Annotated in this window: 22 protein-coding genes, 1 tRNA gene and 1 pseudogene; 15 read left to right on the top strand and 9 right to left on the bottom strand. The window is 61.5% G+C overall.

Annotated features, from left to right (window positions below):
* Positions 1–76: 76 nt before the first annotated feature.
* The 8 genes and pseudogenes from OS035_RS24630 to OS035_RS24595 all read left to right on the top strand — a co-directional run bounded on the left by OS035_RS24630 (position 77) and on the right by OS035_RS24595 (position 8,065).
* Positions 77–843: pseudogene (locus OS035_RS24630) on the top strand (alpha/beta fold hydrolase).
* 184 nt (positions 844–1,027) lie between these two features.
* Positions 1,028–2,005: an ABC transporter substrate-binding protein gene (locus OS035_RS24625; RefSeq protein ID WP_097629361.1), complete on the top strand. Its 978-nt coding sequence runs from the start codon at positions 1,028–1,030 to the stop codon at positions 2,003–2,005.
* Between the two features lie 7 nt (positions 2,006–2,012).
* Positions 2,013–3,707: an ABC transporter permease gene (locus OS035_RS24620; RefSeq protein WP_097629362.1), complete on the top strand. Its 1,695-nt coding sequence runs from the start codon at positions 2,013–2,015 to the stop codon at positions 3,705–3,707.
* Positions 3,695–4,714: an ABC transporter ATP-binding protein gene (locus OS035_RS24615; RefSeq protein WP_183779597.1), complete on the top strand. Its 1,020-nt coding sequence runs from the start codon at positions 3,695–3,697 to the stop codon at positions 4,712–4,714. The genes OS035_RS24620 and OS035_RS24615 overlap by 13 nt, the downstream gene beginning before the upstream one ends.
* Positions 4,715–4,836: 122 nt before the next feature.
* On the top strand, positions 4,837–5,946 hold the full coding sequence (locus tag OS035_RS24610; protein WP_097629364.1) for an endonuclease/exonuclease/phosphatase family protein: 1,110 nt from the start codon (positions 4,837–4,839) through the stop codon (positions 5,944–5,946).
* A gap of 8 nt (positions 5,947–5,954) precedes the next feature.
* Entirely contained in the window at positions 5,955–6,725 is a 771-nt protein-coding gene (locus OS035_RS24605) for a DNA mismatch repair protein MutT (protein ID WP_097629365.1), read from the top strand.
* A 130-nt stretch (positions 6,726–6,855) separates the two neighbouring features.
* Positions 6,856–7,767 (top strand): PhzF family phenazine biosynthesis protein, encoded by a 912-nt coding sequence (locus OS035_RS24600; protein ID WP_331814191.1) that lies wholly within the window; start codon positions 6,856–6,858, stop codon positions 7,765–7,767.
* Positions 7,768–7,989: 222 nt separating this feature from the next.
* Positions 7,990–8,065, top strand: a tRNA-Lys gene (locus OS035_RS24595).
* A gap of 527 nt (positions 8,066–8,592) precedes the next feature.
* On the opposite strand, the gene OS035_RS24590 is transcribed toward OS035_RS24595, so the two are convergent.
* A complete protein-coding gene (locus OS035_RS24590; RefSeq protein ID WP_331814190.1) occupies positions 8,593–9,579 on the bottom strand; it encodes an RNA ligase family protein in 987 nt (328 codons plus the stop codon).
* A 226-nt stretch (positions 9,580–9,805) separates the two neighbouring features.
* On the opposite strand from OS035_RS24590, the gene OS035_RS24585 reads away from it, so the two are divergent.
* Entirely contained in the window at positions 9,806–10,039 is a 234-nt protein-coding gene (locus OS035_RS24585; RefSeq protein ID WP_331814189.1) for a hypothetical protein, read from the top strand.
* Between the two features lie 902 nt (positions 10,040–10,941).
* Complete coding sequence (locus tag OS035_RS24580; protein ID WP_331814188.1) at positions 10,942–11,271, top strand: hypothetical protein; 330 nt, start codon at positions 10,942–10,944, stop codon at positions 11,269–11,271.
* 167 nt (positions 11,272–11,438) lie between these two features.
* Here the strand turns inward: OS035_RS24580 and OS035_RS24575 are convergent, their stop codons facing one another.
* Positions 11,439–11,990: a hypothetical protein gene (locus OS035_RS24575; RefSeq protein ID WP_331814187.1), complete on the bottom strand. Its 552-nt coding sequence runs from the start codon at positions 11,988–11,990 to the stop codon at positions 11,439–11,441.
* 246 nt (positions 11,991–12,236) lie between these two features.
* Between OS035_RS24575 and OS035_RS24570 the strand changes: the two genes are divergently transcribed.
* From OS035_RS24570 to OS035_RS24555, 4 genes are all read left to right on the top strand, one after another.
* Positions 12,237–12,437, top strand: a complete 201-nt coding sequence (locus tag OS035_RS24570; RefSeq protein ID WP_331814186.1) for a hypothetical protein — start codon at positions 12,237–12,239, stop codon at positions 12,435–12,437.
* A 97-nt stretch (positions 12,438–12,534) separates the two neighbouring features.
* Positions 12,535–12,816: a hypothetical protein gene (locus OS035_RS24565; protein ID WP_331814185.1), complete on the top strand. Its 282-nt coding sequence runs from the start codon at positions 12,535–12,537 to the stop codon at positions 12,814–12,816.
* Between the two features lie 10 nt (positions 12,817–12,826).
* Positions 12,827–13,495, top strand: a complete 669-nt coding sequence (locus OS035_RS24560; protein ID WP_331814184.1) for a hypothetical protein — start codon at positions 12,827–12,829, stop codon at positions 13,493–13,495.
* A 271-nt stretch (positions 13,496–13,766) separates the two neighbouring features.
* Complete coding sequence (locus tag OS035_RS24555) at positions 13,767–14,309, top strand: NYN domain-containing protein (protein WP_331814183.1); 543 nt, start codon at positions 13,767–13,769, stop codon at positions 14,307–14,309.
* 133 nt (positions 14,310–14,442) lie between these two features.
* On the opposite strand, the gene OS035_RS24550 is transcribed toward OS035_RS24555, so the two are convergent.
* Genes OS035_RS24550 through OS035_RS24535 form a run of 4 tightly spaced genes read right to left on the bottom strand, consistent with a single transcriptional unit; the run spans position 14,443 to position 15,972 of the window.
* Positions 14,443–14,697 carry a hypothetical protein gene (locus OS035_RS24550; RefSeq protein ID WP_331814182.1) on the bottom strand — a complete coding sequence of 85 codons (255 nt, stop codon included), beginning with the start codon at positions 14,695–14,697 and terminating at the stop codon, positions 14,443–14,445.
* The gene (locus tag OS035_RS24545; RefSeq protein ID WP_331814181.1) at positions 14,691–14,921 is read right to left on the bottom strand and encodes a hypothetical protein; all 231 of its coding nucleotides are present in this window, start codon (positions 14,919–14,921) and stop codon (positions 14,691–14,693) included. Before OS035_RS24545 ends, OS035_RS24550 begins: the two co-directional genes overlap by 7 nt.
* Entirely contained in the window at positions 14,918–15,724 is an 807-nt protein-coding gene (locus OS035_RS24540) for a glycoside hydrolase family 108 protein (protein ID WP_331814180.1), read from the bottom strand. Before OS035_RS24540 ends, OS035_RS24545 begins: the two co-directional genes overlap by 4 nt.
* 2 nt (positions 15,725–15,726) lie before the next feature.
* Positions 15,727–15,972 (bottom strand): hypothetical protein, encoded by a 246-nt coding sequence (locus OS035_RS24535; RefSeq protein ID WP_331814179.1) that lies wholly within the window; start codon positions 15,970–15,972, stop codon positions 15,727–15,729.
* 88 nt (positions 15,973–16,060) lie between these two features.
* Here OS035_RS24535 and OS035_RS24530 point away from each other — a divergent pair, with 88 nt between their 5' ends.
* Positions 16,061–16,747 carry a hypothetical protein gene (locus OS035_RS24530; RefSeq protein ID WP_331814178.1) on the top strand — a complete coding sequence of 229 codons (687 nt, stop codon included), beginning with the start codon at positions 16,061–16,063 and terminating at the stop codon, positions 16,745–16,747.
* Here OS035_RS24530 and OS035_RS24525 read toward each other — a convergent pair.
* The 3 genes from OS035_RS24525 to OS035_RS24515 form a co-directional block, all read right to left on the bottom strand.
* A complete protein-coding gene (locus tag OS035_RS24525) occupies positions 16,744–18,630 on the bottom strand; it encodes a hypothetical protein (RefSeq protein ID WP_331814177.1) in 1,887 nt (628 codons plus the stop codon). The two genes, OS035_RS24530 and OS035_RS24525, sit on opposite strands and share 4 nt — an antisense overlap.
* 143 nt (positions 18,631–18,773) lie before the next feature.
* Positions 18,774–19,058, bottom strand: a complete 285-nt coding sequence (locus OS035_RS24520; protein WP_331814176.1) for a hypothetical protein — start codon at positions 19,056–19,058, stop codon at positions 18,774–18,776.
* Positions 19,059–19,131: 73 nt separating this feature from the next.
* Positions 19,132–19,347, bottom strand: a complete 216-nt coding sequence (locus OS035_RS24515; RefSeq protein WP_331814175.1) for a hypothetical protein — start codon at positions 19,345–19,347, stop codon at positions 19,132–19,134.
* Between the last annotated feature and the right edge of the window lie 2 nt (positions 19,348–19,349).

Raw genomic sequence — 19,349 nt, 5'->3', positions numbered from 1 at the left:
CAGGAGATGCGGAGACGAGTGATTGCCCTCCAGGTACGAATCTTAGTCAAACCCAACCGACGAAAGGAAATTGCCAATGTTCAAGTTTGCTGCTGTCGTCGCCCTGGCGGGCGCACTTCTTTCCGGTACTACCGTTGCCGAGACGGTCAAGCCGACCGTCGTCCTCGTCCATGGCGCCTTTGCCGATTCCTCCAGTTGGAACGGCGTCGTCGAAATCCTGCGAAAGGACGGCTTCCCGGTCGTGGCTGCTGCCAACCCGCTGCGCAGCGTTTCCAATGACGCCGCCTATGTTTCCGATGTGGTCGCCAGCATCGCCGGCCCGGTCGTCCTCGTCGGCCATTCCTATGGCGGGCAGGTGATCTCGGCGCCGCAAACGGCCACGACAATGTCAAGTCGTTGGTCTATGTCGCGGCCTTCGCACCTGATGCAGGGGAATCGGTTGCCGATCTCGCCGGCAAGTTTCCCGGCGGCACGCTGGGTACTGCGCTTGCGGCGCCGGTGAAACTGAGCGGAGGCGGCGTCGATCTTTATATCGACCAAGCGAAGTTCCATGACCAGTTCGCCAGCGACGTGCCGGCTGAACAGGCTGCCCTGATGGCGGCGGCGCAACGGCCGGTCACCGACGCGGCTCTCAACGAAAAGTCGGGCGAGCCTGCCTGGAAGAAGCTGCCGTCGTGGTTCGTCTACGGCACCGGCGACAAGAACATTCCGGCCGCAGCCCTTGCCTTCATGGCCGAACGGGCCGGGTCCAAGCGAACCGTCGTGGTCGAGGGCGCTTCCCACGTCGTGATGGTTTCGCAGCCGCAGAAGGTGGCAGACCTCATCGAAGAGGCGGCAAAGTAACATTCGATCAGGGCCACGGCGCTGAAGTGCCGTGGCTCGGCTTTTGGCAAGCATGAGCCTGCATGCGAGGCCGCGATCGACCGGGTTTGCAGCGATGGCTTGTCGGCGTCCAGCGGCGGCGCCTGTCACATCCCTGTCAACGACCCCCAATAAGGGAGGGGTGACCGCAATGAGGATCCCTCCCATGAAAACGATCGTTTCCGCCGCTGCACTTCTTGCCGCGAGCTTCCTCGCCGTTCCGGCCCTTGCCGCAAACCTCGTTCTCTACACCAGCCAGCCGAACGAAGACGCGCAGGCGACGGTCGATGGCTTCATGGCTGCCAATCCCGATATCAACGTCGACTGGGTGCGCGACGGCACGCCGAAGATCATGGCCAAGCTCCAGGCCGAGATCCAGGCCGGCAACCCGGTTGCCGACGTTCTCCTCATCGCCGACATGGTGACCCTGGAGCGCCTCAAGGAAGACGGCAAGCTCCTCGCCTACAAGTCGCCGGAAGCCGGGCAATACGACGCCACGCTCTATGATGCCGACGGCTATTATTATTCAACCAAGCTGATCACGACCGGCATCATGTACAATACTTCGGCCGGCATGAAGCCTGCGAGTTGGAAGGATCTGACCAAGCCGGAAGCCAAGGGCCTCGTCACCATGCCGAGCCCGCTCGCTTCGGGTGCGGCCCTCATCCACGCCCAGACGCTCACCGCCGTTCCCGGCCTCGGCTGGGATTTCTACAAGTCGCTTGCCGAAAACGGCGCGATTGCCGCCGGCGGCAACGGCGCCGTCTTGAAGTCGGTCGCTTCGGGCGAAAAGGCCTATGGCATGGTCGTCGACTATCTGCCGATCCGCGAGAAGGCCAAGGGCGCTCCGGTCGAGTTCGTCTTCCCGAGGGAAGGCGTTTCGGCCGTCACCGAGCCGGTCGGCATCCTCGCCAGCACCAAAAATGCCGATGCCGCCAAGAAGTTCGTCGATTACGTGCTCTCAGAAAAGGGCCAGGAAGGTTTTCTCAAGCTCGGCTACATCCCGGCCCGTAACGGCATGAAGCTGCCGGAAGGTTTTCCGTCGCGCGACACCATCAAGGTCCTGCCGATCAAGGCCGCAGATGCGCTCAAGAATACCGATCAGGATCTGAAGACCTTCTCGGGTCTCTACGGCTCGAACTGATCCTTCCATGCACGGCTATGTCAGAACCGGAAACAGCCAGCCCGCCTGGCTGTTTCCCTTTGTCGTCATCACCGTCCTGATCCTCAGCGTGCTGCCGCTCGCCCGCCTTGCGATGGTCGGGATCGCGGCCTTCGCCAACGGCGGCGTTCTGACTGTGCTCGGCGACCCGTCGGTTTGGTCGGCGACCTATTACACCATCGTCACGGCGCTTTTCGGCACGATCATCTCGCTCGTCATCGGCTGTCTCTTCGCTTTCCTGCTGACGCTGACCGATATCACTGGCAAGGGGCTGCTCAGCTTCTTCTTCGTGCTGCCGATGATGATCCCGCCGCAGGTGACGGCGCTGGCCTGGGTGCAGATGTCGGGGCCATCAAGCCCGCTGTTGAAGGCGCTCTCCATCGCCCCACCGCTTGGCTCGCCGCAGCCGCTCTATTCGGTCGGCGGCATCGCGCTGCTTTATGGCGTGCAGCATGCGCCGCTGGTCTATCTCGCGCTCCGGGCCGGGTTGATGACGCTGCCGCGCGACGGGGTCGAGGCGGCACGGCTTTCCGGCGCCTCCAGCCTGCGGGTGTTCCGCGACATCATCCTGCCGCTGTCGCTGCCCGGCATCATCGCCGGGGCGGCGATCTCCTTCGTCTCCTGCACCGGCAATTTCGGCATTCCCGCCATTCTCGGCATTCCGGCCTCGATCTTCACGCTGCCCACACTCATCTTCACCAAGTTTTCCGCTTTCACCAGCCGCACCTTCGGCGATGTCGCCGTGCTCTCGGGGATCATCGCGATGATCTCGGTCGCTGGGCTGATGATCCAGGATCGGGCGCTGCGCGGCCGCGATTATCGCATCATCGGCCTGTCGGGGGCGAGTGCCGCCTTCGAGCTCGGCGCCTGGCGGTTCGCCTTCACGCCGCTTCTCTGGGCGATCCTGTTCTTCATGCTGGCAGCACCCTTCTCCGCGCTCGTCGCCGGCGCGCTGGTGCCGGCCTACGGCGTGCCGCTCACCTTCAAGACCATGTCGCTGCATGCCTTCGAGGAAATCCTGTTCCGGCAGGCGGTGACGCGCACCGCCTTTGTCAATTCGCTGTCGCTCGCCGCCGCTACCGCTATTTGTCTCCTCACGGTGACCGTGCTTGCGGCCTATGCGCTGACGCGGCGAAGAGATGCTGCTTCCCGCATCGCGTCCAGCCTGATCGAGATACCCTATTCGCTGCCCGGCATCGTCATGGCGGTCTCCTTCATCCTGGTGTTCGCGGCACCCATCCCGTTCCTGCACATTTCGCTCTACGGCACGATCTGGATCATCCTGATCGCTTACCTCTCCTCCTTCTTCGCCGTCAGCCTGAAACCCGTCGTCAGCGCTTTCCACCAGCTTGACCCAGCGTTGGAGGAAGCGGCACGGCTTTCCGGCGCCGGCTTCTTCCGCCGGCTTTTCGATATCATCGTGCCGCTGATCGCGCCGGCCGCCGGCGCTTCCGTCATCCTCGTCTTCCTGATTGCCTGCAACGAGCTGACGATCTCCGCGCTTCTCTGGTCGGCCGGCACCCAGACGCTCGGCGTCGCCACCTACAATCTCGACGACAGCGGCAGTTCCGACCTCGCCTCGGCGCTCTCGGTGCTCGTCGTCCTCATGGTGGTCGTCATGATGCTGCTGCTCGAATTCCTGGCAAAACGCCTGCCGAAAGGGGTAGTCCCATGGCGAAGCTGATCCTCAACCGGCTGGCCAAGGATTTCGGCACCGGGCGGCCGGCCGTCAGCGATTTCTCGCTCGATGTGCGGGAGGGCGGCTTCCTGGCGCTGCTCGGGCCTTCCGGCTGCGGCAAGACGACGGTGCTCAGGATGATCGCCGGTTTCGAGACGCCCTCCGACGGCTCGATCCATCTCGGTGAGCGGGTCATTGCCGATGCTGCCCAGGCGCTGCCGCCTGAGAAGCGCAACATGGCGATGGTGTTTCAGTCCTATGCGCTCTGGCCGCATATGAGTGTTGCCGACAATGTCGGATACCCCTTGAAGGTGCGCGGCATTTCCGGCGAGGCTTACCGCGCGAAGGTCGGCGAGGCGCTGTCTTCCGTCCGGCTTGCTGATTATGCCGGGCGGCGTCCTGCCGACCTTTCAGGCGGCCAGCGCCAGCGCGTGGCGCTCGCCCGCTGCCTGGTGACCTCGCCCGACGTCGTGCTGCTGGATGAGCCGCTCGCCAATCTCGACCGGCACCTGAAACAGGAGATGGAGGAAACCTTCCGCGAGTTCCACCAGCGCTCGGGTGCCACGATGATCTACGTCACCCATGATCAGAGCGAGGCGATGGTGCTTGCAACCGACGTTGCCGTCATGTCGGAAGGGCGCTTGCTGCAGGTGGCGCCGCCGGCCGAGATCTATGCCCGGCCGGAGGGACGTGTCGTCGGGGGGCTGATCGGGCGAGGGGCAATCCTGACGCTGCCGGTGATGGGCAGCGAACGCCATCTGGAGTGGGACGACCTGCAGGATGCGCTCCACGCGGCCAACACCGACGGCGCCGATATTCTGGTGCGGCCGGAAGATGTGACGATCGGCGGCGAGGGGGCTCCCGCAACCGTCGAAGCCGTGCTTTTCGAGGGCGAGCGTTATGCCGTCAAGCTCACGCTCGGCAACAGCCAGACGTTGCGCGGCTTTAGCCGTGTGGCTGTCGTGCCCGGTGAAAGGGTGCGCGTCGTCATCCGCGCCGGCTGGCGGCTTTGATGGAGGCAGGCAATTGCATCCGGGGCTTCAAAAAGGGGCGGTTGTCCGCATATTTCTTGGCCCCGCCATCTTTTCCCCGTGCGATTGCCGGATAAGGTACTGCCCGCAACCGGACCTTTGCCATGTCGCTTCGCCTAGCCACCTTCAATGTCGAAAATCTCCTGACCCGTTTCGATTTCACCGGTTTTCGCAACCAGTTGCGCCAGGATCGCGTCATCAAGCTTTTCCAAGTGTCGAGCGAGGGCGTCTATCAGCAACTGGAGCAGGCGCGGGTGATCGCCGCGACCGACGACACGAGACAGATGACGGCGCTGGCGATCGCCGATGCGGATGCCGATATCCTCTGCCTGCAGGAAATCGACAATATGGCCGCTCTCCAGGCCTTCGAATACGGCTATCTCTTCCGCATGGTCGGAAACGGTTACCGGCAGAAGTATCTGGTCGAGGGCAATGACAGCCGCGGCATCGATGTCGCCGTGCTGATGCGCGAGGAAACGCGCGACGGCCAGAAGATCGAACTTAAGGAAGTCCGCAGTCATGCGATGACGACCTATCGCGATCTCGATCTCTTCGACGAGGAGCTGGCGCTCACCAACCGCATCGATGACAAGATCTTCAAACGCGACTGCCTGGAGCTCGATCTCCTGATCGGCGGTCGGCCATTCTCGCTCTATGTCGTGCATTTCAAATCGATGGGCAATCCGCGCGACGAGCTCGACGGGCGGAAATCGACGATGCCGATCCGTCGCGCCGAGGCGCGCGCCGTGCGTCGCATCATCGAGGATAGTTTCGGCGCCGGGCACACGGCCAAGAAGAGTTTCGCCATCTGCGGCGACATGAACGATTACCAGGAGCGCGTCGATGTCATCGGCCGCCGCGGGGCCGGCTATCGTTTCGAGCATCAGGACGAGGCCGAAAGCGCCCTTGACGTTTTCAGCCATGACGGCTTTGCCGAAAACGTCGTGCGCCGCCGTGCCGCCCTCGACCGCTGGACGCTCTATCACTCCCGCGGGCCGCAGGAGCAGTGGCTCTGCCAGCTCGACTATCTCTGGCTTTCGCCAGCACTTGCCGCCCATAATGCCGGCCGCCTGCCTGACATCATCCGCAGCGGTCAGCCCTATCGCACCATCTTCCCGCCGGGGCAGGAGGTGGAGCGTTATCCGCGCACAGGCTGGGACCGGCCGAAGGCGTCCGATCACTGCCCCGTCGTCATGACACTGGATCTCCCCTGAAAGCGAACATGAAAACCAATTTGAACATGAATTTTGCAAACAGCGATTTTTCCGATGATTTCGCCGGCTGGCCGCCGGAGGCTACGGTCTTCCCGATCGCCGGCGTCGATCTGCGCGTCCTGCCCGGCAGCCATCCCTTCGTGCTTGCCGAGGAAGCAGCGATCCGCGAGAACTGGGCCAAGGAAACCGCCGCCAACCCGGCGCTGTTCGACGGACGCCTGGTGTTCCAGCAGCGGCTGTCGTTCAGTGAAGACGGGATTGCGGGCGAGGGCTACGTCACTCCCTTTTCCGCTTTCATGTGGTGGCGCCGGCAGCCGCAGCGCCAGGGCGGCCTGCATATCTTTGCTTATCCGGTGCTGGAAAGCTCAGACGGCGCGCTGGTGGCGATCCGCATGGGCGCGCATACCGCCAATCCCGGCCAGGTCTATTTCGCCGCCGGTTCGCTGGAACAGGAGGATATCGTCGACGGGCGCTGCGACATCGAGGCCAATATGCGCCGCGAGGTCCATGAGGAGACCGGCCTCGACCTTTCCGATTCCGTGGCAGGGCAGGGACTCTACGCCAGCTATTCCAGACGCACGGTCACGCTTATGCGGCTCTTCCGCTTCGACATGACGGCGGATGAGATGGTGAAGCGGATCGAGGCTCACATGCTGGTCGCCGAGGACAAGGAGATCGCCGGTGCAGTGGCGATCCGCTCGGCCGATCCCAAGGCCTATCCTTATAACATCTCCATGCTGCCGGTGATTAGCTGGTATTTCGGCAAGGCGAGCGCATAAGAGGCCAAAGGCCGAAGCCTCGAAGCACACGCTCCGGCTTGGCTCCTTGCATCCATCTGACTTAGCGCCTTGCACTCGGCCGTTTGGTCGGGCAGGTTGGCGGCGCGATGACCGATTCAAGGAGGCCGATGTGGCGCGAAGCTACAGCGTCTATGACGTGTTCACCGATCGAAAGCTGGCGGGCAACCCGCTGGCGGTGATCTTCGACGGAGACGATCTCAGCGACGAGGCGATGCAGGCGATCACCCGGGAGATCAATCTCTCCGAGACAGTGTTCGTGCAGCCTTCGAGCAATCCCGCCTATGCGGCGAAGCTCAGGATCTTCACGCCGGGGCGTGAGCTGCCGTTTGCCGGTCATCCCACAGTCGGCACGGCGGTGGCGCTGGCCGAACGGGCGCATAGCGCGGCGACGCTCGATCTCGTGACGGTGCTTGAGGAAAACGTCGGGCCAGTGCGCTGCGCGGTGCGGCTGAGGGAGGGCGAGGCGAGCTTTGCCGAATTCGACCTGCCGCGGAAATCGCAACCGGCCGTCATGCCGCTCGACAAGCTCGGCATGGCTGATGCGCTGTCGCTGAAGGTGACCGAAATCGGCTTTGAAAATCATGTGCCCTCGGTCTGGAGCGCCGGCGTTCCTTTCCTGCTCATTCCGGTGCACGATGTCGGAGCCGCGCAGCGGGTCGAATTCGATCCGCAGCTCTGGGAAAAGATCGTGCCCTTCGTCGAGGGTGCGCTTGCCTCGGCCTATGTCTATTGCCGCGGCGGGGTCAACCACGTGGCAAAGTTCCATGCGCGCATGTTCGCAAGCGGCATGGGCATCGTCGAAGACCCGGCCACCGGTTCGGCGGCGGCGGCACTCTCCGGCGCGATCCACCATTTCGACCGGCTGACGGACGGGCATCACCCGATCATGATTGAGCAAGGCGTCGAGATGGGCCGGCCATCCTTCATCCATTTGCATATCGATGTCGACGGCGGCGCGATCTCCAACGCGCGGATCGGCGGGCAGGCAGTGCGGCTGGCGAGCGGCACGCTCGACCTTTAATTTTATGGCGTGCCGCGCGTCCGAAGGCGCGCGCGCTGCCTTATCGCTTTGAATCTGCGTCTAATCCTGTCCGAAAATCGATCCCAGTTTCCGGGATTATGCCCCGCATTTCACCTATGCCGAAAAATCTTCGCGATTAACCAAAGAATTTTCGCCTATGCGCTGGACAAGCCTGCCGATCCTGTTTATACGCCCCGTCACACCGCGCAGCCAAGCGCGAACGGGTGATTAGCTCAGTTGGTAGAGCAGCTGACTCTTAATCAGCGGGTCGTAGGTTCGAGCCCTACATCACCCACCACTTTTATCTCATGATATCAATAGGTTGCGCTGATGTTCTCGGTCAGCAGACGGAACACGACCACCCTGCTAGATCACCATTAGATCACGCAGGGTAAGTATCTGTTTTCCCGTTCCTTTTCCGTTCTCGGTCAACAGAATTGTGGATAACCGTTCGACGGGCGACGTCCACCTCCTGAAACTATGCCCTGCTAGCTGCAGAACACGAGAACCGTGACGATCGGAATTAAACCGATGCGCCTCCCGCATCGGCGGTAATTGCCAGGGTTCGCTTCCTCCAACGAGCTGCATCACTCAACTAAACTGCGCCAGCCGTCTGCAACATTCGAGTCGACTGAAACGAAGAAACCCTGCCTCTTGCGAAACAGGGTTCAACGTTCATCGTGCCTGTAACGAAGGCTGTCGTCTGCCGTGAGCGGGGGGACACATGTTGCCAATGAGGTGCGGCCAGCAGATGCCAATCTCATTGGGGTGGCGATGAACTCCACCCCCAGATGATGTCCGCCGGCGGAACTAGGTGCAAGGACCTCACGCGGCTTGAGCGAGCCCCATCTTGTACCGGACGGCAGCCGTGGAACCGAGACGCTTCTTCACCGCCTCGATATCGAGACCTGCGGCCGCCATGGTGTCAGCCTCTTCCTTGACGACGTCGGCGACGATCCAGCGCACGAAGTCTCCTGTCGACTGCAGGGCGATGGGCAGGCCGTGCTCCCGCAGGAACTCAACGCCCTGATGCATACGCCCATCTGTCAGAGCATTATCGATGAACTGGGTGACAGTTTCTGGGCTCTCGGTGGTGATCATGGCAAGCGTCCGGACACGATAGCTGGAGTGCTTCTCGCCCTTCACTTTGAATCTGACCCGCTCGCCGAAGACGTCGGCTGACCAGACGACACCTTCACCGACACCGGACACACCGAATGCCTTTCCGACGGGACACTCGGCCTCGACCGAGTTCGTAATCTCTACGAGACGGTTCTGGACGAGCTGCGGGTTCTCGAAGTCGATCTCAACTTCCCAGGTCGGAAAGTCGGTGATCTTGTAGGCGCCCTCGGGCAGCCAGTCGATGTCCTCGACGTCGATCTGCCTGTTGTCGATGGTCAGTACCTCGAAGACTACGAACATCGGAGCCAGCTCAGAGAGAGCAACGCCCTTTTGAATTCCACGGCCACACCACTCGCCGAACAGGATGATGTCGCCAAAGGGAGCGGCGACGCCGGCCCATAGGATCTCGTGCTGCGCGGCCCAGGCTGCGAAGCCCGCGTTGTCGTCCTCGACCGTCAGGACGCGATTGCGAGATTGGTAGCTCACCTTGCCGCCTTCGACGACGACAGCAGCATTCGTTCCGTGAAGCTTTACGGTCCCCCGAAACCGGACAGGCGGGAACTTCCAAGTACGCTGCTGTCCTTCGATGATCTCGCCTTCGGCGTCGCGTCTGGCTCCGTTACGGTGCGCGAGGCGTTGCACCATGCCGATAGCGTTACGGAATTGGTCGATCGATGGGTACTTGTACATGACATCCTCCTCTGGTGGTCAGAGGAATCGTCAGTCGGCCGGCGGAATGTCAGAAACGTCGGAGCGTTGATGGGGCCCTTCCGGCGCCGAGCCGGGCCCCATCATTCAGGAGTACAGGCGAAAGGAAATCGAGGGATCTTGACTCCCAATGGAAAGAGAACAAAATAGGAACAAATTCCGTTGACATCGGAAAGCCTTCCTGCCTTTTTTCACGGAGATGTCCGTTATGCCTGAGCAGCTCGCCCTTCCGATTGCCGCCGTGGAATGCTCGCCCGAGGCCACGAAGGAAGTTGACCTCGTCGAGTCGGTTATCCAGGCATGCGGCGGGGATCCTCGCGCGGCGGTGCGCGAACTTCTCGCGGATGCCGACTTCCTGCGCGGAGAGCTTTACACGGCGTCCTGCTTGCTGAGCCGAGGGATCGGACGCGGATGGAAGCCACGATACGAGCGCGTGGGATGAAGCACAGGCGCGGCATCGACCTTATCAGGTCGGACACCGGCTACACCGTCGGGGAAGGCTCCGCGCGCACGACGCCGCCGTCGGCGGAAGCGGGCTACCGCGTGGAGGTCTGGAGCGAAGAGCCGGAAGCCGGTGGCGAGCTGCTGGAAACGATTTCCCGCGCAACGGACTTCTCCGTGAGCTGCGCCGCGCACAGGGCATCTATCCGAGCGCGGCCGGGAAAGATCGTCATCCATTTGAACGGGCGTCACCGGATGTCCTGTGAACGAGCGCCGGATCCATCACTCCCGGAGCCAGCGCGGCCGCCTCGGTGACGTCGGCGGCCGCATCGAACTACAGTCGAGAGACTGTCACCCTCGGAACTCTCGAGCAGTGGTATGTCCTTGGAGGCCGGTGCGCTAAGTGCGGCCACAAAGGGTGGATTGACCGGTGGGAAGAGCAGCGAAAGCGCGGCCGAGGGGTATATGTGTCAAGCCTTGCCCCGCTCTTGAGATGCACTGGGTGTCAGAATCGGGAAGGCAACACGCTGAGGCTGGGTAAATTGAAGCGATGACTAGAGTCGGTACCAGTTCTCCATACTATGCGCGATTCTCCACATGACGCGCCTCCAGCCGGTCTTGCTCCTGTAGTCCGGCTCCCTAGGCGACCAGTCGACCGCAGCCCACCTCCGCGCTTCCTCAATGATTTCCTTTAGCTTCATGAGCGCCTCCTAAAGTCTGATTGCGATCGCAATACGGCGTCCGAGCCTCGGCGTCGATCGATGTCTTGTGGTCGGCCTTCGACAACTGGTTAACGTTCGGCGTCCGGCATTTATAAGATCCTAAGTGCTTGAAAAATAATGTTGACAAGTGATTCCGGGTGCGATCGATTGCCTCCAATTATTGACAAAAGGAGTGCAGCGTATGTCCAATCTCTTCACAACACGCGATCCAGCCGGCATGGCAGCGGGCCAGCTTTTCTTAGGCACGGCCATCGTCGCCAACCTGTTGAACGACTGCCACCAGAGCGGCATGGAGGGCGTCCGCCGCGGCCGCGAGCGCCGCGCTGCCGCCCAGTACGCGGACGAGCTCAACGCCGCCCGCGGACGCGCCGACGAGTTGGGTCGTGTAGCCATCCGCGCCGTGCGCCATGTCGCTAGCCTCGAAGCGGAGGTCAGCCGCCTTAAGGCCGCTCTTGAGCAGCGCCAGGGTTACATCGACCGTCTCAACGCACGTCAGAAGGCCGGCGCATGATCACGATCCCACGCGCCGCGCTCGCCGATCTCCACGAACGGTTCGGCCACCTGCTCTCGGAATACGACGGTCTCGCCGAAGCCATTTACGAGCACGACCTGGCAAAGACGACGAAGGCCGCCCCGGTGAAGGAGCGGCCTCAAATGTTCCCTGGTGTCCGGATGTCTCTACCGGCCGGGCGCGTAGTCCAGCCCGTACGTGTCGGCGTCGTCTTGAGGAAGCCCGCGAACCGCGCGTAAGAAGCGCTCGCGCACCAGCTCCGCCTTCGATGGCTCCGGACGAATCTCCGGAGCCATTTGCATTTCCAGCCCCGGCGGGATCCGCCCGATGAGCGCGGCTTGCAGTTGACCGACCGGGCCGCGGCGCCGCAGTTCCTCAATGTCGTCTTCAGTCAAGCCGAGAACGAAGTCCTGCAGGCGCTCGTCGAATACGGAAAGGTCGAACGCCGCTCTCTCCGCCGGGCCGCTCTCGATGTAACGGAGAAATCCACGCACTCGCTGATCGACCTCCGGCGAGAAGTCCCGGACGTTTTCCGCTGCAGAAGCGTCGCGGTACGCGTCGTCGACGTCCTCGGTCGTCAGATTCTCGTGCTGCACCATCGGCTGCGGGACCGGCAGTCCCAGGAATCGAAGAATGCCTCCAAGCACGCTTCCGAACGCGCTCCATAGCGCTCCCACCCAACAAAACGGGTTAAGCCACCGTTTCCATGAATCCTTCATCTCGTCCTCCTCCTGTTGAGGATTCGAGCTTCGTTGCCGGCGGCGCGAACGGCAACGTGTCCTTCCGCCGGCGGAAATCGACGTCGACCGGGCAAGGATTCAAAAAAGTATGTTGACGCCGCGAGCGATCGCTCAGAGCATTTTTACAGGACTGAGCGGACTGCTGTCCGGCGTCTTGTCTACATCAAGGTAGACAACGATCATCAGTGGGCGGGCGCCAGGGGATGCCCGAAGAGGAGAACGAATATGACGATGTATCTCGTGAGCGAACTTGGCGAAGTCGTGCCGCTGGAGAGGTGCCGATACTGGGTCGTGAGCAACGACAGCGAGGCCCTTTTTGACGCCATGGAGGATGCAGGTTTCAAAGTACCGAAGCCGCAGAAGGTCGTGACGCACCGGGAATCCACGGTTGCCGCGACGTTCGACTTTTCTCCTACAGCCGCCTGACGATGCCGCTTTGGGCAAGCGGCGAAACCTCCCGTGCGGGAGGTCGCGGTGGCCCACCCCACCCAACCAGGAACCATCAACCCAACGAGGAGGACAGATGTACGCTTATGCGTTGAACATGCACGGCGACGTCGTCGCGGAGGCCGAAGCGCCGTCCGCTGCGCGCGCCGTTTTCAAGGCCGCCCAGAAGGCAGCAAACGAGGAGCACGTTGACATGACGTTCGTCGAGACGAGCGACCGCGATTTCGGCCAGGACGGCGTCTTCGAGGTATGGGTCATGGATTCGCCCGCTACCGATGCCGCCGACTTCCACGACCGCGCGGAGCTGGCCACTTGGATTCAGGTCGTGCCGCGTCCCGGCTCACGACTGGCTGCGTGAGGAGACGAGAATGCTGCAAATCAATCTCACTGCTGAACAGATCGTCACGCACGTTCGCGACGTCGTCACCACGCTGACGAATTTGGGCTGCGGTCCGAAGACCCGATCAGCGCTCACTCACAAGTCTTCGCAGACGCTCAAGCAATACGCTACGGCACATACTTCTGCGCAGCACCGGCTGATTCCAGCCGAAGACCTCCAGGTGCTGCGCGACGAAGCCACGAAGTTGCACTGGGAACTCGTCGACAGACCCATCTCGAGGTGGTTCTCGCTCGAGGGTTACGGCGTCGCGAAAGACATCCGGCCGGAGCGGTACACCCCGTTTGGCCGGGATGGCCTCTCAAAAGGCGCCCATTCCTTCCTGCCCAGGGTCATCGAGCTGGCGGAGAACAACGGCGGCTACGTCCATCACCGGAACAACGAGAGGTTCCCGACGGAAGAAGCCATGGCACGGGTTGGCTCACCGAAATTCGAGCTAAGATCCCGCTGGCGTCGAGCGCGGTACCGGCTTCGCGTGGCCGGCCGGGAGCATGTCGTGACGGAGATAGCGCTCGCACACGGGTACGGGCCGCATTCGATCGGTCAGATTGCGGCGGAGTATGAGCAGTGGAGAGTCGGCATCAAGCCCGCCGCGCTCGATGCTCTCGAAGAGGCGGCCTATTCGACGGAAACAGCGTGATGGCGAAGGCGAAACGGTGGGTGCGGTGAGAATGGAGCCACGGGCTCGGGGTGCCCATCCGGACGGAGCTGAAGACAAAGGGCAGCGCGACATCTTCGAACTGCTTGCCGCCTGAGGACGGCGGGCAATCCTTCCAACGTGAGGCCGGGACGATGCCCGGCCTTCGTGTTTTCGATGCCAAGAAAGAAATTTCGAAGTTGCTTGAAAAGACCTCTTGAATACTCGGATTGGCACGCCCATCTGAGATCCGTTTTGATTAATGGAGTATTAAATGACATCTTTTGTATACGTGGATAATTCCAATCTCTTCATCGAAGGTTGCCGGATCTCGGCCGTCAAGAAAGCCCTCGCGAAGGACATCTACGAGGCGATGAACATGTTCGTCGTCGATCACACATGGCAGGTCGACTACGGGAAACTTTATACCTTCCTATGCGGTCAGGATGCCGTGGCAAGGCTCTGGGGGTCTCCGCCTCCGGGCGACAGCTTCTGGAACATGCTGGAGAAGAAGGGCTTCAACCCGACTGTCTACGAGAAGAACTTTTCCAACAAGGAGAAGAAAGTCGACGTCGCGATAGCTCACCGCATGACGAAGGACGCCTACACCCTCATCGACAAGGCTAAAGACGAGATCATTCTCGTCGCCGGGGACTCTGACTATGTCCCGGTCGTGACCGACCTGAAAAGCGAAGGCTTCAAGGTCGAGGTGGCGTTCTGGAATCACGCGGCTCGTGAGCTGAAGGACGCGGTGAAGGATGCCGACAAGAGCAACTTCATCTCGTTCGACCAGTACCACGCTCACTTCACTCGATAAGAGTGCCTAGGGCGCCCAGCCACACTGCTGGGCGCCCATTTCGTTATGGCTGAGGATCGCTCTTGCGGTTCCGGAGGACATCGTCTCGACGTCGCTGGCCGTCGGCCTGATCGGCCGGTTGGCCGCGCACCAGCTAGCCGTCGTTGCGCACCCACTTGCGGAGCTGATTGCGAACGTCAGCATTAGGCATGCGGTCAACCGCTTCATCGATCGTCGTCCTTTTGGTGATGGTCTCGGCGTCGCGCTGCGCCTCGGCGGCTCTCTCTGCCGATCTGCCGGATTCGTAGATGCGCCAGTAGATCGCCATCGCCGTAGCCACGGCGGCCGCCCAGGTGGCTACGGTTCTGCCGAACCTCGACGACAGCCACGCAAGGATGGCCGTCAGCATGGGCGGTCTTCTTTCGAAGGACGCCGGAACTTGCCAGCGCGGTGGTCGCTGTGGAGCTGCCAGACGATCCCGGCCACGGTCACCAGAAGGCCGGCCGTCTGCATGGTGAGATCGGACATCTGGTCGGGGTCGAGGTACGCCGCGGTGCCGGGGCCAGCCATCAAAACGGCGCGCAGCAAGGCGGCGATCAATGGGATCAAGGGGGCGATCAAGGACATGTTCATGCGGAGGCTCCTTCGGCGGCGACGGCTGCGTAGGCGGCCGCGCGGGATGACTGGATTCGAGAACGGTGGATGAGGAAAATGACGAGGACGGCGATGCCGATGGCTCCGGCGGCGAGAAGGCCGATCTCGAAGGTCGTCAGGTGCGCCCAGTCGAGTTGTGTCGCCGCGGTGCCGCTTCCGACGCCCGTGCCGCCAGCCGCTCCGGACGACGCCTTCGCCGACTTCTTCGCGGAAGAGGATTCGAGCTGAGCGAATTCGGCTACCTGGGTAACCGTGGCTCCACCGTAGCGCTTCGCCATGGACACGGACGCAGCCTCGACCCGTGCAACGCGGGACGACCACCCCTTGCCAAACACGGCGAAGGTCTTCAGCCCATGCAGGAATGATGTTCTCTTTGAGCACAGCCGCTTGATCGTTGTCACGGCGTCGGCCTTTGCGGCCGCCTCAATGGTCTGTTTCCCGACCACACCGTCGGAAGTGACACCCAGTGCCTGCTGCAACCAATTTGCCCCGCGGCTGACACCGCTGTTTACGGCCGCATCCATGGTCGAGTAGTCGACCCCGGCCGGCAGATCGTCGTACCGGATCTTGTTGGCATACCTGGTGCGATAGATGGCAGCGACCTCAGCGTCTGTGATCAGCCTGACCGATCGCGGTGCCAGACCTTCGGCAGCGAGGTATTCGTCGAACACCGCCTGGGTGATGCCCTTCATCGTGGCCTTACCGGGGTCGGCTGGATGATTGGAGAAACCGCCTTCGGAATACCCGATACCGTCCATTGTTTCCGGATACGTGATCTGCATCTTCAGACTTTCAACACAGGTTCTAGGCCGATGGCTTCTGCAAGAGCGGCCAGCATCCGCCAGCCCATCGTGTCGCCGTTGCGAAGGCGGTCGAGGTGGCTTTTTCGAATGCTGGGGTACCGTTGATGGATGTCCGCCGACGTGATCTGTCGGGCATCGACCCGAGCGAGGATCGCATCCCGGAGGGCATCTTCGATCCTCGCGGCCGTGGCCGATCTGTACTTCTTCGGGATGCAGGGTGAGCCCATGAACGTCTCCAGTAGGAGTTCATGGTGCGGGGATCCCTTGCAAGATTCGACGCCTGCCGGTTAGTGTCCGCCACTTATTGGAGGAACCATGACGAAGCCAGACATCCCGAAGAGATTGGCCGCCCGCATCCGCGCAGCGCAGACGCGCCTAGAGGACTGCTGCAATTCGGTCTCAGGGTCGGATTTCAACCACCGGCAGGCTGCCGACGAGCTCGCCGAATACGATGCCAACCCCGAGGCGTATGCCCGCAAGAACTACGGCAATCACGGGATCGACTCCTATCCGGTGACCACGCGGATCTCTCGGCTCCGGGAGAAAGTCGCCTACCATTCGACGAGGGGCGACGTTCGGAAGCAGCGGATTGCCGACGCGGTTGCCGAGCTGGAGATGGTCGAGGCGGAGGTTCTCGCCGAAGTCTCTGGCATGCGTCCGACGTCTGGCCGAGTGCCGTGGCCGAAGACCATCCCGGCGGCCGAGCAGCTCCTCCGCGATCACCGGAAGGAACTCGACGACCTCGCCGAGCGTGTCCGGCTTGAGCACGAGGCCCGGAAGATCGCGCAGGCCGAGGAAGACCGGATCGAGGAAGAGAGGGATCGCATTCGCCGGGAGAAAGGGGACGCCGAGCATCAGGCGTGGCTGGCGACGCAGTCGCCGGAATACCGTCGCGAGTGGAATCGCAGGATTCAGATGATCGTGGATGGAATCCGATCCGGTCGGGTCGGACTCCATAACATCGGGGAGTTCATCGAGAACGAGGTGAACGGCCGCAGCTAGGCTCGATACTTGTCGCCGACGAGCGTGCAGAGCTGCCGGTTTCCGTCAGAGTGTCCTAGACCGGTCATGTTTCCCCAAGATGTCGGCCCAGTGGCATACGGGGCGTCGAAGATCAGATTGCCAAGATCATGGGTACGGCCGCGGATTGCGGGGCTATGCGAGTGCGCTTTGGTAATGCAGATGCCGAGCCTTGATAGACCGGTTGTACTTCCCTTGGCGCCGTTAGTCCCTTTGTGACCGTGAAATTCATAGTGACAGCCATAGAATACCAAGGGCGTGTCTACATCAACGAGCGTGAAATCGACGTGAGGATTGCTCTCGCGCAGCACCCAGTCGTAGACGTCGAACTTCTCGCCGTTGTCGATTGCTTCCCGGAGCATGTAGTTGGCCTTGTGCCAGAGCTTGCTGTTCTCCACCGCGATTTCGGTCGATGGCCGCTGGAGCCACCTGGCGAAAAAATCGTCGTGATTGCTATATGTGACGAATGTCTTGCACCAAGGGCGCGAGATCTGCCCGAGAAAGTCGGCAGCCTCCTTTAATTCCGGTTCCAGAAGATGGTTTTGGCTCGAGCGTCGCTTGTAGAGCGCGATCGGATTTTTATCCTCATGATGATTTATGGACACCCCGTCCGTCAGGTCGTTGATCGTCTGGCCGCATGCCTGCACGAGATCGATGAGAGGAACGTCACCTGCAGGCTGCCCACCGATACCCCAGAGCGCGCGCGCGAAGGGCGCATGCAGATTTTTCCTGTGGGTGCATCCGACCGGCATGAACGGTCGATCTACGAGGCCGCCTGACACCTCGATGGCCTCGGCTAGCGTATAGACGTTCCCGACTGTCACGTAGAGATCTAGGTCGTGGAAGTTCCCGGTAACTGGATCGGCGTCCACATTGCGGCAGAATACCCTGTCCTCGGTGTCGATCTCCACGATAAGGAAGCCGATGGTATGATTCTCCAGGGCCTTGAGCCCGGCCTCCATCTCAACATAGTTCGGAACGGTGCAGGCACCTGTCGTCCAAAGATAGATCGGCTCCGCTGACTTCGGTCGAGGAAGGGAAAGCATCTCGCGGCGAGGATGCGCGAACACGGCGCTCTTTCCGCGGACGTACTCGTGAAGACCATTGAGCGGAGCCGATTTTGTGGGGCGCAAGTTCATTTCGTAGCATGCCTGTACCTTTGGCGAGAGGTGACGGCGGCTCCGGGTAATCCTGTCGGCGATCATTCCTGACCACGGCGCGACGTCGACGATGTCCTTTTTCTTTTTCTCGGTGAAGAGCGACTTGCCGTAGGTGAACGGCCCGATTTCGATGTAGTCGTAGCCTCGAGCGGCCGCGAGGGCATGCATGTTAATGACAAGTGGGCCATGAGCTGGGGTCTTGTTCTGAGCGCCTGACAGGATGAAACCTTGCTTCAGGGTGCGACGCGGCGCCGGGACGTTCGGCGAGATCCAGATGTCGTCGACAGTCTTCGGTCCGGTCCAATCGTCCGGCCACAGGACGCCGGGATCGATCTTCATGCCGACGAGTTGCTGGACGCCGTCTTCGTCGGTTTCGTACACCTCCTGAGCGTCGCCGGCTTCACGGACCCATCCGTGACCCAACCAGTTCGAGAAGGGAACCGTCAACTCGTCGGTCGCAACGCGTTCCCGGATGTCGTCTGCTGTCGGCTTGGAGGATTTCTTCTGCGGCTTGGTGGCGATCCGGATCTCGGACTGATCGATCCCGCTTTTGTACTGCTCTGCGGCCGACTCTTCGAGACGGGCGGCGATCCTTCTGACCTGCGTTTTCGAGATGCCGAGCTGGGCGGCTATCTGGTTGAAAGAGAGGCCTTCCAGCCTCATGGCGCGGACGGACTCCGCGTGTATTTGATAGGTAGTCTTCATGCTCTTCTCCCAGTGACCCCATTTCTTTCCGGTGGGGTTCTGCAGGAGATCGTTGTCGTCGACCGGGCGCACTGCAAGCCGTCAACACGTTGATTTTGTGACGCTATCGGCAACCATGTTGACAACCCGGCGAACGGCATGGGCTAAACGCCGAGAAATTTCTTCAGCAAAGGCTCGGCAATCTGGCCGGCGACCCACGCGAGTCCGCCGGCGGGGATCGTAAGGAACGCCAAGTTGGCCATCGTGATACGCCGCTGCGTCTTGATCTCTGCGACGTCCGACTTGACCGCAGCGATGTCTGACTTAACGGTATTGACCTCGTCCTTGAGAGCCGTCTGAGCACTGAAAAAGGTGTCGATCTTGGTCTCGAGGCGGGCTTGCCCCTTGATAAGCTCAAGGATCTCGGACGACGGGAGGATGTCGGTCATGTTGTGCGGGTGCTCGTAAACAGAGTGCGTGTTGTCCTGATCGGATCACGGAGTCCTGCAAGATTCGAGGCCGTCAGCTTGCGGGAGGCGTCCAGGTGACATCGGTGGATTCGAGGCAGTAGGACACGTCGACGGGCGTCGTGCTGCCGATGACGATTCCGAACTCGCCGTCTACGTCCCATCGGCCTTTGAAGTCATAGGTGATGGTTTGCGGCCGCCCATCGAGCGCGCTGCGGACCTGTCGTTGAACGAAGGCGGTCAACGGAAGAAGGCTGGGGGGCTTAGCCATGG

The organism is Rhizobium sp. 268 (assembly GCF_036571585.1).
Lineage (GTDB): Bacteria > Pseudomonadota > Alphaproteobacteria > Rhizobiales > Rhizobiaceae > Rhizobium > Rhizobium redzepovicii.
This window is presented reverse-complemented; position numbering and strand designations above follow the sequence as displayed.